At 53.5% G+C, this 13,254-nt stretch carries 11 protein-coding genes; 4 read left to right on the plus strand and 7 right to left on the minus strand.

The features are described from left to right. Nucleotides 1-2 precede the first annotated feature (2 nt). Genes hyfE through FAZ14_RS19425 form a run of 5 tightly spaced genes read right to left on the minus strand, consistent with a single transcriptional unit; the run spans nt 3 to nt 5,740 of the window. A complete protein-coding gene (hyfE, locus tag FAZ14_RS19405) occupies nt 3-653 on the minus strand; it encodes a hydrogenase 4 membrane subunit (RefSeq protein ID WP_012885275.1) in 651 nt (216 codons plus the stop codon). A gap of 9 nt (nt 654-662) precedes the next feature. Continuing rightward, the gene (locus FAZ14_RS19410) at nt 663-2,102 is read right to left on the minus strand and encodes a hydrogenase 4 subunit D (protein WP_016943634.1); all 1,440 of its coding nucleotides are present in this window, start codon (nt 2,100-2,102) and stop codon (nt 663-665) included. A gap of 16 nt (nt 2,103-2,118) precedes the next feature. Further along, on the minus strand, nt 2,119-3,066 hold the full coding sequence (locus FAZ14_RS19415) for a respiratory chain complex I subunit 1 family protein (RefSeq protein WP_038908492.1): 948 nt from the start codon (nt 3,064-3,066) through the stop codon (nt 2,119-2,121). A gap of 11 nt (nt 3,067-3,077) precedes the next feature. Continuing rightward, complete coding sequence (gene hyfB / locus FAZ14_RS19420) at nt 3,078-5,117, minus strand: hydrogenase 4 subunit B (protein ID WP_038926119.1); 2,040 nt, start codon at nt 5,115-5,117, stop codon at nt 3,078-3,080. Continuing rightward, a complete protein-coding gene (locus tag FAZ14_RS19425) occupies nt 5,114-5,740 on the minus strand; it encodes a 4Fe-4S dicluster domain-containing protein (protein WP_016943637.1) in 627 nt (208 codons plus the stop codon). Before FAZ14_RS19425 ends, hyfB begins: the two co-directional genes overlap by 4 nt. Before the next feature lie 407 nt (nt 5,741-6,147). Here FAZ14_RS19425 and hybG point away from each other — a divergent pair, with 407 nt between their 5' ends. Further along, a complete protein-coding gene (gene hybG, locus FAZ14_RS19430) occupies nt 6,148-6,426 on the plus strand; it encodes a hydrogenase maturation factor HybG (RefSeq protein ID WP_016943638.1) in 279 nt (92 codons plus the stop codon). A gap of 42 nt (nt 6,427-6,468) precedes the next feature. Here the strand turns inward: hybG and FAZ14_RS19435 are convergent, their stop codons facing one another. Further along, nucleotides 6,469-7,263: an FkbM family methyltransferase gene (locus tag FAZ14_RS19435; protein ID WP_016943639.1), complete on the minus strand. Its 795-nt coding sequence runs from the start codon at nt 7,261-7,263 to the stop codon at nt 6,469-6,471. 286 nt (nt 7,264-7,549) lie between these two features. On the opposite strand from FAZ14_RS19435, the gene cbl reads away from it, so the two are divergent. The 3 genes from cbl to FAZ14_RS19450 all read left to right on the plus strand — a co-directional run bounded on the left by cbl (nt 7,550) and on the right by FAZ14_RS19450 (nt 11,397). Continuing rightward, the gene (cbl, locus tag FAZ14_RS19440) at nt 7,550-8,503 is read left to right on the plus strand and encodes an HTH-type transcriptional regulator Cbl (RefSeq protein ID WP_012885268.1); all 954 of its coding nucleotides are present in this window, start codon (nt 7,550-7,552) and stop codon (nt 8,501-8,503) included. A 432-nt stretch (nt 8,504-8,935) separates the two neighbouring features. Further along, the gene (gltP, locus tag FAZ14_RS19445) at nt 8,936-10,255 is read left to right on the plus strand and encodes a glutamate/aspartate:proton symporter GltP (protein WP_038926118.1); all 1,320 of its coding nucleotides are present in this window, start codon (nt 8,936-8,938) and stop codon (nt 10,253-10,255) included. Between the two features lie 152 nt (nt 10,256-10,407). Then, a complete protein-coding gene (locus FAZ14_RS19450) occupies nt 10,408-11,397 on the plus strand; it encodes a Gfo/Idh/MocA family protein (protein ID WP_038926117.1) in 990 nt (329 codons plus the stop codon). Between the two features lie 109 nt (nt 11,398-11,506). Here the strand turns inward: FAZ14_RS19450 and FAZ14_RS19455 are convergent, their stop codons facing one another. Beyond that, nucleotides 11,507-12,847 (minus strand): anaerobic C4-dicarboxylate transporter, encoded by a 1,341-nt coding sequence (locus FAZ14_RS19455; RefSeq protein ID WP_016943642.1) that lies wholly within the window; start codon nt 12,845-12,847, stop codon nt 11,507-11,509. Nucleotides 12,848-13,254: the final 407 nt, after the last annotated feature.

A 13,254-nucleotide genomic window follows, 5' to 3' on the forward strand; every position in this document is an offset into this window, starting at 1 on the left:
TTTCATCCTTTCAACGCAGTCAGTTGCTGAACATCCAGCGTGTGCAGCGTGCGGTGGATTTTGCGTGCCATCAGCGCCATCACAATGACGGCGAAGATAGCGTCGGTCGCGATGCCGATTTCCACCAGTTCAGGTGCGCGGTACGCCAGTAGCGCCAGCGTCAGGTGAGCGCCGTTCTCCATTAAGCAGTAACCAAACACCTGTTTGAGGATGTTGCGCTGGCTGACGATGCACAGCAGACCAATCAGGAAGTGGCCGAGTGAGACCGCCAGCACCGGCTTGAGGTCATTGACCATCGGCAGTTTCACCGGTGAAACGGCAAAGTAGCTCAGTAGCACAATCAAGGTGGCGATCAGTATCAATGTGGCGGTGCCAATCACACCGCCATCGGCTTTCGGGTCGGCCAGTCGGCAGAAAGCAAAGCTCATAATGGCGGGGACCATCACCACCTTGGTGATAAAGGCGGTCAGCGACCACAGATACAGCTCATGCGAGCCGAGTAGTCCACCCAGCGAGATAAAGATAAGCACCAGCACCAGCGACTGTAATGCATACAGCGCGGCGGACACCGTGGGTTTTCTGGCAGCGATCACCAGCAACGAGGTGATGATCAGCAAACCTGCCAGATTATTGACGAGAAGTGATCCAGTCATGGGAGTTCCTTATTTCAGCCAGAGTGCGGCGATAACGCTGGAGCACAGCGACATCACTATCAGCACCAGCAGCACCAGGTTCATCGACATCGGCACTGGCGTTGCGGATGCCACTTCCTCAGAGGGCTCGCCCGGCACCGTGCGGCCAAACCAGTAGAGGAACCAGGCAAAGCTGGCGACCGATTCCACCAGTACGACTATCATCAACGGCAGTAACCACCAGATGTCGTTGGAAAGCGCAAACCCGGCGGCAAACAGCGGAAACTTGCTGAAAAAGCCGTTGAACGGGGGAACGCCGGTGATCGCCAACGCCGCGACACAAAAGCCGATACCCAGCAGCGGCAGGCGGGCCATCATGCCGCGTAACTGTGGCAGCATGCGGGTACCACAGCTGTAGCTGAGCGCACCAGCTACCAGGAAGAACAGGCTCTTGGCGTAAGCATGGTTGAAGATGTAGGCCATACCGGCGTCAAAGGCCATGCGCGAACCGAAGATGGACAGCGACAGCGCCAGGAAAATGTAAGACAACTGGGTGATGGTGGAGTACGCCAGCAGTCGCTTCATGTCTTTTTGCGGCAGATACATCAGGAAGCCGTACACCAGCGTGATCGTCGCCATGATGACGCCAACCACACCGATAACATGTGGCACTTCAACGGCGGACAAAATCGCACGGGCGAAGATATACACGCCGACTTTTACCATTGACGCGGCGTGCAGATACGCACTCACCGGTGTCGGCGCTTCCATCGCATCCGGCAGCCAGACATGCAGCGGCAACTGGGCTGACTTGCCCCAGGCCGCGAACAGAATGCCGCTGAAGACGATGATTTTGCTGCTGTCGTCCAGTTGCGCGATGGCACTGAGCGCGAAGGTACCGGTGGTGGCGAACAACCAGGCCGCCGCCAGATACAAGCCAACGGACGCGACATGGGTCACCAGCAGCGCTTTGAGCGCGGAACGCAGTGACTTCGGTTTCTGGTAGTAGCCGATCAACGCCCAGGAACAGCCGCCGGTAATTTCAAAGAACAGCAGTTGACCAAGGATGGTGGATGACAGCGTTAACCCGGCCATCGCACCGATGAACACCAGCAAAAACGCGTAGTAGCGGTTGCTGCCATCGTGCGGGTGCTCGCGGTTGCCCAGCGTCAGGTAGCCGCAGGAATAGAGGCTCACCAGGAAACCGAGGGATACCACCGCAAAGCCTATCAACAGGCTGATGCGGTCGAACACGAAACCGAATAAATCTGCCTGACCGTAACGATAAAGCGGCACGACCAAATCGGTTTTTCCGCCATCGAAATAGCGCCAGGCCAGCAGCGCCATGCCGAGCGTCGCCAGCAGGGCGAACAGCGTACATAACCCTTTGGCCAGGCGCTGCGGTGCAAACGCTATCAGCAGCGCACCGAGAAACGGCAGCAGTAGGGTGGCAAGAGCAATATTCTCCATGATGGATGTCGACTCCTTATAATCCAGTCAGGTAGAAAACGAACGCCAGCGCCGCGACACCGAATCCGAGCCAGGTGACCCGGCCGGTCAGCAGGAAGCGCCCGCGCGCCAGGCTGTTTTCGATAGCTGCGGCGATGACAAATACCACCACCAGCTTGATGAACAGCGCCAGCGCACCCCACAGCAGGCAGGCGACAGACAACGTCTCTGCTTTGCCGAACGGCACGAAAATCGACAGAAACAGCGTGGCGACCACCACTTGTTTGAGGCTGATGCCCCATTTCACCAGCGCCAGCCCGGCACCGGCGTATTCGGTCAGCGGCCCTTCCTGCAGTTCCTGTTCGGCTTCCGCGACATCGAACGGGATTTTGCCCATTTCAATGAAGGTGGCGAACGCGCAGGCCAGTAAGGCCAGCACGGTGGCAGTAGGGGAAACCCAGTGACCGCTCGCCAGCTTGACGCTGATGTTGCCAATATTGGTGGAACCGGCCACCAGTGCTACCACCAGCAGCGCGAGCATCAGGATAGGCTCTACCAGAATACCGAGCGTCAGCTCGCGGCTGGCACCGATACCGGCGAAGGTGCTGCCGGAATCGAGACCAGACAGTGAAAAGAAAAAGCGAAATACCGCAAACAGGTACAGCAGGGTGATGACATCTCCCGCCGCACCGAGCGGCGACGCGTCAGTCATGGCAGGCAGCGTCATTGCCACCAGCAGCATGGTGCCAAGCAGGATGAATGGCATCAGGCGAAAGACGCCGCCGCTGTGCTGAGGTGCCACTTCCTGGCGTCGCAGCAGTTTGACGATGTCACGATAATCCTGCAGCAGTCCCGGTCCCTGTCGTGAGTGCATTTTGGCGCGCAGCACGCGCGACAGACCGGACAGCAGCGGTGCTACCGCCATCAGCAGTACGGCTTGCAACAGCGCGCACAGCAGCGGAAATATGAGTGAACCGTGAGTCATGTTCCGTCTCCTTAAACCAGAGTGACCAGCAGCAGGGCCACCAGCGCCGCCACGACATACAGGCAGTACACCCGGAAATCGCCGTGCTGAATCCATTGCACCGCCCGACTGATGCGTTGCACGATGCTGACGACCGGCATGACCACATGGTCGTCCCAGACGGGTTCGGCACGCGCTGCCGCTTGCGTGGTTTTCTCCAACGCCTGTTGCATGGCTGGGGCTGGGTTGAGGGTTTTACGTACGCGATAGAGTGGGGCGAACATCACTCGCAACGGCTGGGTAAAGCTACCGGCAGACGCTGACATGGCTTGTTCGTAGCCGTAGCCGCAAGCCCAGGGTGTGCCTTTCTGACGAAAGTCGAGGCGCGAGCCACGCAGCAGGCTGTAAATCATCAGCGGCAGTAACGGCAGTGCCAGCAGCAGGATGAAGATCAGCGGGGTGTTGAGGCTGGTTTGCTGGCTGTCGCCGGGGAATACGCCCAGTCCTTGTGCCATGGCGACCGCCGGGGTGTGTGCCAGGTCGGCGGCGATACGGGTAATGACCGGTGCCACCACACTGGCACCGATGCCAAGCAGGATGCACAGCAGTGCCAGCAGCAGCATGGCGAGTGTCATCGGCCAGGGGACTTCACGGGCGTGCGAAGCTTTTTCACTACGCGGTGCGCCACAGAAGCTGATGCCATACACTTTGACGAAGCACATCGCCGCCAGCGCACCGGTGATGGCCAGCATCACGATGGCAATCGGGGCAACCAGCCGCAGACCCATGCCGCCGTTATGGCTGAGAGTGAACAGTGACTGGTAGGTAAACCACTCGCTGACGAAGCCGTTGAGTGGCGGCAGGGCGGAGATCGCCATACAACCGACCAAAAACGCCAGCGCGGTTTTTGGCATCAACCGTGCCAGTCCGCCCATTTTTTCCATGTCTTTGGTGTGGACGCGGTAGATAACCGCACCGGCACCGAGGAACAGCAATCCCTTGAACACCGCATGATTGAGCAGGTGATACAGCCCGCCCAACAGGCCAAGCAACGCCAGCAGCGGATGATGGGTGGCGATACCGATCATGCCGACGCCGACACCCATCAGAATGATGCCGATGTTTTCTACCGTGTGGTACGCCAGCAGACGCTTGATGTCATGTTCGGCCAGCGCGTACAGCACACCCAACACCGACGAGACCGCGCCGAATGCCAGCACGACGACGCCCCACCAGGTTTCTGTCGCCCCGAGTAAATCAATACCGACTTTGATGATACCGAACACCCCTATCTTCACCATCACACCCGACATGAGCGCGGAGGCGTGCGATGGGGCGGCCGGGTGCGCACGGGGCAGCCAGCCGTGTAACGGCAGCATCCCGGCTTTGGCACCAAAACCGAAAAACGCCAGCAGGAATACCGCAGAAGCCTGAGGCGCCGACAATGACGCGTGGCGGAAATCCGCGAAGTCGAGGCTGGCGCTGTGACGGTAGAGCAGGAAGAATGCCGCCATAATCAGCACGGAACCGGCGTGGGCAATCAGGAAGTAGAGCAACCCGGCGCTGACGGCCTCGTCATCCTGATCGGCAATCACCAGGAAGTAGGAACTGAGCGACATCACCTCGAACAGCACAATGAAGTAGAATGCGTTATCCACGATCACCAGCGCGACCATCGAGGCGACAAACAGGTTCATGAAGAACCCCATCGCCCAGGCACCGCGCCCGCGATACTCTTCCAGATAGGCCAGTGAATACAACGCAGATACCGCGACCAGTAGCGAAATCACTAACGTCATAAATGCCGCGAGTGTGTCAAAGCGCAGCGTCAGGTGAGCGAAGGCGTCAAACGGCCCGGCGAATACGGCAGTCAGCACATTGCCGCCAAGCAGTACCGGGGCGGCGGCCAGCACACCGGCACACCCCCCTGCCAGCGCACACAGCCCGCTTAAGCGGATAGCCAGCGACTCCTGACGGCAGCACAGCAGTGAAAGCACTGCTCCTGCCAGATACAGCGCCAACGACAGGCCCAACCATTGCAGTGGCGTGAATAATTGCAATGCGGTCATCATAGGTTTTGCTCCCTGTCAGCCCCGGTGGGAGGGAAAGGGACGTTGCCCTGCGGCCATTGTGCGGCCTGACGGCGTTTAGCGGCGATAGCATCGTCCAGCGTGGTGTCATCTACCAGATACAACGCGTGGGTCGGGCAGACGCGTACGCATTCCGGCCCTTGCTCACGAAAATCACACAGGTCGCATTTCACCGCGATGCTGCGAACCCCGGCGTTCCACGACAGCATCGGATGCACTGACGGCAAGCTGACGGGGACATCGGACAGCAATGTCAGCGGGATGTGTTGGTCAAACGCCGTCGGTGTCGCCAGCGGCGTACTGCCAGATGGCGTGATAGCGCCAAACGGGCAGGCGATGGCGCAGAGTTTGCAGCCGATACAGGTGTTTTCGTCCAGCAACACGGCGTTGTCCTGATGTGTGATGGCATTGACCGGACAAACTTTCGCGCAGGGCGCGTCTTCACAATGGCGACACAGCACTGGGGCGGTGCCTCCGGCGTCACGCTCAACGGTCAGTCTCGGATGAGACTGCAACCCAGCCTGTCGGTGTACTTGTGTACAGGCCGCCATGCAGGTGTTGCATCCGATACAACGTGTTGGCTCCGCAATGACGAAGCGGTTCATAGCCATACCCTCCGGGGTGATAGAAATGTTTACTGCGCCGCAAGCATATTCCATGCCATAAGAAAAATATGGGTGTAATAGCTTTAATAATCATTCTGTTATGATTTGTGTGTAATGAAATTCATCCCTGATGACCGTTGCTGTTCGACATTAGTGACGATGTTTTTCGACGAACCACCAGGCGACTGTCGTCACCCTCGACAGTGCGTTAGCGCCGTCGACAGGAAGGTCATTGCCGACAGATTTGACGAGTAGCCCGGTGTGTAGCGGCCTGACGGCCAGGTGAGAGACCACTGACAGTGGTTCGATTTCGCGACAGCGCCCAGGCTGCGTAGGATCATGTCAGCTGGCATCAAATTTGCTTAAGCTGTCAGGGAGAAAGGTGACTAACGAACAGGATGGGTGTTATGTGTCTGGGAATTCCGGGGCAGGTGGTCGAGTGGGCATCATCGGATCATCAACTGGCATGGGTTGATGTTTGTGGCGTACGCCGTGAAGTGAATGTGACGCTGGTGCAGGACGAGGGACAAACACCTTCCACATTGATAGGCCAGTGGGTGCTGGTACACGTCGGGTTTGCCATGAGTCGGCTGGATGAACAAGAAGCGCGCGACACGCTGGATGCGCTGCGGCAGATGGAAGAAGTCGAGTCAGATGTGAGCGATTTTTTGACCCGGTCGATTTGAAAGGTCAGAGCCATAGCTGACATTATGGCTCTGATATCTTGCTTATCTGATTCGACATACGGATTGTAATATTCCGTTGCTATCCCGGTTAAAATCCACTTTCGCTTCGTTTTGGGGGTGATGAGCAATATAGTCGTCGTTATAAACGTGTTCTATGGTGTAGCCCATATGCATTATAAATGATAACAGTTCTTGTTTTTTCTCTGCGAACCAGTCGGCATTCCAGGCTTCGAATGAGAACGGTGGAAAGCCATTATGTTCCAGAAAACCGACTGCACCTTTTAGGACTTCAATTTCCAGGCCTTCCACATCTATTTTCACAAAGCGGGTTGTCTCTTCAAACAGAAGGTCGTCGAGCTTGATGACCTGCACAAAGTGCGTTTCTTTCGACATACAATCGCTTATTCCCGTCAATGTTCGGTATTCATCAACCAGTGAGAATGCACCGGCATTCGTCATCTTCTGGTAATCAGGAACGGGGATTTCAATGACACCGTCTTCACAGCCTACCGCTTTATTAAGTGCGGAGACGTTAGTCAGCCGGTTTAAGAAGATGTTGCCGCATAGCTGGTAATAGACAAATTTTTGTGGCTCAAATGAATAAACAACACCCTTCTGCTTTTCTATTGTGCTGGCAACAGGCACGGTATAGGCACCCAGATTAGCGCCAATGTCAAAAACGATTGGAGAGTCAAACCCTGAGGTAAATTCATTAGTGACGAGATATAACCATTTTTCCCATTCATCCTTGCTGGCAAGATTCTGTGCTATCAGGTCTTGCCCCAATGTTAAAAAACTTCCTTGCGATGAATTAATTAAATGAACCCTCGGTAACATAAAACCGCCTTGATTATAGAAAAGTAAGGTAAGAGGTTGCTCGTCGTCATAACCGGCAAGTAAACCATAGTATCGTTCATTGTGAAATACAGCTTAATTTCTCAGACAATAATCTCGTCATCTATAGAAAATGATTTTTGCATCAATAAGTAGCATGAGCAAGGCAAGGAATTAATATGGCTCATATATCTCAAAAAATTATAAATAGTAATTTTTTCTTATTTGTATGGAATAAAAATACTTCGTATGAATAGTGCTAACAACAGACGTGACAAGGGACAAGGGCGTGAACTTTCAACAATTGAAGATCATCCGCGAATCGGCGCGATGCAACTATAACCTGACCGAGGTTGCCAATACCCTGTTCACCTCCCAGTCTGGGGTCAGTCGTCATATTCGCGAACTGGAAGAAGAGCTCGGGATTGAGATATTTATCCGTCGCGGTAAACGCTTGCTGGGGATGACGGAGCCGGGTAAAGAACTGCTGGTGATGGCCGAGCGTATCCTTAATGACGCCAACCACATCCGTCGGCTGGCGAACCTTTTTAGCGATAATGATGTCGGGCAACTGGTTATCGCCACGACCCATACCCAGGCGCGCTACAGCCTGCCGGGGGTCATCAAAGCATTCCGCGCGCTTTATCCGCAGGTTCAAGTCGTGCTGAATCAGGGCACGCCGGATGAGATTGTCGCGATGCTGGAATCTGGTGAGGCGGATATCGGGATCGCCACTGAACAACTGATCAATGTCACCTCACTGGCGGCATTTCCCTGGTACCGCTGGCATCACGCGATTCTGTTGCCGGAAGGCCATGCACTGGCACAAGAGCCGGTCATCACGCTCGACAAACTGAGTGCAGTACCGTTAATTACCTACCGTCAGGGCATTACCGGCCGTTCACGCATTGACCGGGCGTTCACTGCCGCTGGCCTGACACCGCATATCTCTATCAGCGCACAAGACTCTGATGTGATCAAAACCTATGTCGAACTGGGGTTAGGCGTGGGGATTGTGGCGGATATGTCGTTCGACGCCACGCGTGACCCCGGTCTGGTTCGGTTGGATGCTCGCCACCTGTTTGAAGCCAACACCGTCTGGCTTGGTCTTAAACGCGGTCAATTACAGCGCAACTACACGTGGAAGTTTATTCAGCTATGTAACCCGGAACTGACGCCGGATGAGATTAAAGCACGAGTGTTTGCTGAGGAGAACGAGGTAGCGATCGATTATCAGATCTAATCGCTGATTTATGACCGAATGGTGGGTTTCGCTGCGTTTTGCCTCGATTTGTATGAGCCAAATTTGGCCTGTACTGGCGTTCGGCAGTGTTCAATAGACAGTGACGAAACGCATAATTATGAAAACTACCCCGAACGTAGCGCTTGATCTCACGGGAGGGGGATAGTAGCATGCCTCGGCATAACAACAGGTTATGCCTTTTTTATTTTCTTTTGCGATACAAATAGTTGCGCAATTTTAATGAATAACTATTTGATTACGCATTCTGTTTTGGTGAGTCACGTATTTGCCTGTGGGTCACGAGTTTTTGCAAAAATAACCTTCAAACCTCCCCCTTCATCTGTAGCAGTTCAGCATACGCTGGAGCGTTCGATGGCTGTGTTATAGCCATCGACAAGTAGTCGCAGGGAGCACAGACAATGGATCCGTATTATGAAAAAACAGAAAGTTAGCCTTGCCTGGCAAATCCTCATCGCATTGATTGTCGGTATTGCCGTCGGTGCCTGGTTACATGAAAACCCGGCCAATAAACTGTGGCTGGTGACCAACGTGTTAAGTCCGGCCGGGGATATCTTCATCCGGTTGATCAAAATGATTGTGGTGCCGATCGTTATCACCACGCTGGTGGTGGGTATCGCCGGGGTGGGTGATGCTAAAAAACTGGGACGTATCGGTTTTAAAACCATCGTTTACTTTGAGGTCATTACTACACTGGCGATTGTGATTGGTATTACGCTGGCCAACCTGTTTCATCCGGGGTATGGCATTGATATGTCGATGCTTACCCGTGTGGATATTTCTCAGTATGAGAAAACCACCGAGCAGGTGCAAAGCGGTTCGCACAGTCTGGTGGGTACGATTCTCTCGCTGATCCCGCCCAACATTTTTGCCGCGTTGGCCAAGGGTGACATGCTGCCGGTGATCTTCTTCGCCGTATTGTTTGGCCTTGGGCTGTCATCTCTGCCGCGTGAGCAGCGTGATCCGCTGTTGAACGTGTTTCGCAGTGCTTCGGAAACCATGTTCCGTGTTACCAATATGATTATGCGGTATGCCCCGGTTGGGGTATTCGCGCTGATTGCGGTGACCGTTGCCAATTTCGGGTTCGCTTCACTATGGCCGCTCGCCAAGCTGGTCATACTGGTCTATGCCGCGATTCTGTTCTTTGCGTTGGTGATACTGGGAGCGGTAGCGCGTCTGTGTCGGTTACGGATTATGACCTTGATCCGTATTTTGAAAGACGAGCTGATTCTGGCGTATTCCACCGCCAGCTCTGAAACGGTGCTGCCGCGTATCATCCAAAAGATGGAGGCCTACGGTGCGCCGAAGGCGATTACCAGTTTTGTGGTGCCAACCGGGTACTCGTTTAATCTGGATGGTTCTACGTTGTATCAAAGCATCGCGGCTATTTTCATTGCCCAGCTTTATGGTATCGATTTGAGCCTGTGGCAGGAGTTGGTGCTGGTGTTGACGCTGATGATTACCTCCAAAGGGATTGCCGGCGTACCGGGTGTTTCCTTCGTGGTATTGCTGGCGACCCTGGGCAGTGTAGGGATCCCGCTTGAGGGTCTGGCGTTCATTGCTGGGGTAGACCGTATTCTGGATATGGCGCGTACGGCACTGAACGTGGTGGGCAACGCCCTGGCCGTGCTGGTGATTTCGAAGTGGGAAGGGCAGTTTGACGAAGAAAAAGCGCGAGCCTATGAACGGGAGCAGGCAACAATGGCGGTTCGTCCCGCCGCCAGTCAGGAGTAGACCAGCGCGCTGACAACAGGCCATCGGGCGTTGCCCGGTTGTACGCTTCTCACCCTCACCCTGCGAGCGCTATGCTGGCAGGGTGTTTTTTTATATCGGTTCGTATCGGTATATTACGTTCTGTTCCGCTAATCCATTTTGGAGTCTGAGGCATGAAGATAGCGTTGGTTGGGTCGGGGAAGATTGTTGCTGCCTGTCTTGAGGTGCTGGCAACGATTGAGGGGATAGAACTGTGTGCGTTGTGTGTCCGACCAGGGAGCCTGTCAAAAGGTGAAACACTCGCCCGCCAATATACTATCCGTTCGCTGTATACCGATTACGATGCCATGCTGCGTGATGAGCATATCGATGTGGTTTACCTCGGGATACCCAATCATCTGCATTACGCGTATTCCCACCGGGCGCTATCTGCCGGGAAGCATGTCGTCTGTGAAAAGCCGTTTACGTCCAGTTATGCGCAATTACTGAGTTTGGTTACGCTGGCGAAATCAAAAAAGCGCTGTTTGTTCGAGGCGATAACTGCAATTCATACGCCGGGATTCCATTATCTGAAGCAGAACATCGCTGAGATTGGCGATATTAAAATGGTACAGGCGAATTACTCGCAGTATTCGAGTCGTTACGATGATTATATCAATGGGATCGTGCATCCGGCATTTGACCCGGCTTCGTCGGGCGGCGCGCTTTACGACATCAATGTTTATAACATTTACCTTGTCTGCGCATTATTCGGCGCGCCAGAGCGTGTGAATTATCTGTGCAATAAAGGGCATAACGGTATCGATACGTCGGGTGTTCTCGTCATGAGTTATCATACGTTTATTGCGGTTTGCAGTGGTGCCAAAGATTCAGCCAGCCCGGCTTATTTCACCGTACAGGGGACGGCGGGCTATGTGAAAGTTAACGATACACCTGGCGTATGCAAGCATGTCGAGAGTGTGAAGCAAGGACAGCTCGCCACATTTGACGATACAACGGACAACCATCACATGAGGTACGAGTTTGAGGTATTCAGAGATATCGTCAACGCTCAGGATCTTTCTCGCTGTTATCAGTTACTGGATATGGCGTTGATGGTTGCTCGGGTGCTGGAACAGGCGAGAGTGTGCTGCGACATTGATTTCCCCCTTATTCAAGAATAACCGCCCGACGGCAGGGACCGAGCGGGCGGTTGAGGGAGAAACCGACATGCGCCAGAAGAGCGGTCTGGCGCAATGGCTAACTCAGTAACATTAACTCAGTAACATTAACTCAGTAGTACCCGTACATGGCGGCGAACACCCAACCGAATACGCAGGAGGTGCTGACGCCAATCAGGCCGGGCAGAATGAAGCTGTGGTTAATGACAAAGCGGCCGATGTGGGTCGTACCAGAGCGGTCGAACTGGATAGCGGCCAGATCGCTGGGGTAAGTCGGCAGAATGTAGTAACCATAGCAAGCCGGTGCAGATGCTACGATATACGCCGGGTCGACACCAATCGCCAGTGCGACCGGTACGATAGCGGCCAGCGCGGCAGCCTGCGAGTTAACGAACTTGGAGACCAGCAGCAGGATCAGCGCATAAGCCCAGGGGTACTCTTTAACCAACGACCCCAGGGTATCTTTGATCTGTCCGAGGTGAGCACCGAACATGGTTTCCGCCATCCAGGCGATACCGTACACCGCGACAATCGCAATCATCCCGGAACGGAACACCTCATTTTTCGAAATTGACCCTGGATTGGTTTTGGTGGCGATAATAATGATGGCACCAGACAGCAGCATAAACATCTGGATTACCAGCACCATGGACAGCGGTTTGCCGCCGAAGGACGGACGCAGGCTTTCGACTGCACCCAGCAGAGCGACCGCCGCGATAGTGGCAAGGAAGATCCACATGGCGACCCAGTTGCTGCGTGGCAGTTTGCGATCCAGCAGGGTGGCGGTGTCACCATAGACGTACTCACGGTTTTCCGGTACGGAAATGAATTTCTGGAAATCCGGGTCTTTATCCAGATCTTTACCCCTGAACCAACTGAAAATCCCGATGGCCAGAATACCCAACAGGGTAGAGGGAATCGTGATTGCCAGTAAGTCCAGAAACTCGAGGTGTTTACCGTGGAAGGTAAATTTACTGAGCATGGCGACCAGTGATACCACCGCTACGGATACCGGGCTTGCGATAATCCCCATTTGCGCACCGATCGAACTGGCTGCCATGGGGCGTTCCGGACGGATGTTATTCTTGATAGCGACGTCATAAATAATCGGCAGAATGGTATACACCACATGGCCGGTACCGCACAGAATCGTCAATATACAAGTGACGAACGGTGCAATAATTGACACGTATTTCGGGTTACGCCGCAGCATTTTTTCCGCTACCTGCAGCATAACGTCCAAACCGCCGGAAGCTTGCAATGTCGCCGATGCAGCGACTACGGAAATGATGACCAGCATCACGTCCACCGGTGGTTTCCCAGGTTCTAGTTTAAAAATGAAAACCAGAATGACGAGTCCGATACCCCCTAATAATCCGAGCGCGATACCGCCTTTTCGCGCACCGTAAAACAGGCAGATCAGGACTATGACAAGTTGAATGATAAAGTCCATAGATTCCCCATTACTCAGCATGACGAGTTAATTAATTGAGATTGGATTACTGTCGTCGCAACTACTATAGGGATTATTCCGTCTATTTTTTCTTGATCTAAGTCTACAATTTCCATTGTTTCTTGCCCGTAGGACAAATTAAATGGCGCATTGGCGAAGATAAAAAAACTGTAGTTTTTTTAGTTTATTAACTATAAGATTAATTTTATAACCTTTAATAAAGATGTGTCTTCGCGAGTTTGTTTAATTATTTTCTGTATTTCGCGTTTTTGTTTTGGTATGTGTTTTATTTTTGTTGTAGCGGTGTTTTTTTATGGTTTATTTTTTGCCTCAATTTGGTGAGTGGTGTTCACTGACGTTATATCAATAAATGTATTGTTAGTGTATTTTATTTTTATCTTTTTGAT

This window comes from Dickeya oryzae, from assembly GCF_009372235.1.
Classification (GTDB): domain Bacteria; phylum Pseudomonadota; class Gammaproteobacteria; order Enterobacterales; family Enterobacteriaceae; genus Dickeya; species Dickeya oryzae.

Coding starts and splice junctions, on each gene's coding strand:
- FAZ14_RS19435 (WP_016943639.1), bottom strand. CDS start 7,263: ATGTTACCGAGGGTTCATTTAATTAATTCATCGCAAGGAAGTTTTTTA.
- FAZ14_RS19455 (WP_016943642.1), bottom strand. CDS start 12,847: ATGGACTTTATCATTCAACTTGTCATAGTCCTGATCTGCCTGTTTTAC.
- FAZ14_RS19425 (WP_016943637.1), bottom strand. CDS start 5,740: ATGAACCGCTTCGTCATTGCGGAGCCAACACGTTGTATCGGATGCAAC.
- gltP (WP_038926118.1), top strand. CDS start 8,936: ATGAAAAAACAGAAAGTTAGCCTTGCCTGGCAAATCCTCATCGCATTG.
- FAZ14_RS19410 (WP_016943634.1), bottom strand. CDS start 2,102: ATGGAGAATATTGCTCTTGCCACCCTACTGCTGCCGTTTCTCGGTGCG.
- FAZ14_RS19450 (WP_038926117.1), top strand. CDS start 10,408: ATGAAGATAGCGTTGGTTGGGTCGGGGAAGATTGTTGCTGCCTGTCTT.
- hyfB (WP_038926119.1), bottom strand. CDS start 5,117: ATGATGACCGCATTGCAATTATTCACGCCACTGCAATGGTTGGGCCTG.
- FAZ14_RS19415 (WP_038908492.1), bottom strand. CDS start 3,066: ATGACTCACGGTTCACTCATATTTCCGCTGCTGTGCGCGCTGTTGCAA.
- hybG (WP_016943638.1), top strand. CDS start 6,148: ATGTGTCTGGGAATTCCGGGGCAGGTGGTCGAGTGGGCATCATCGGAT.
- hyfE (WP_012885275.1), bottom strand. CDS start 653: ATGACTGGATCACTTCTCGTCAATAATCTGGCAGGTTTGCTGATCATC.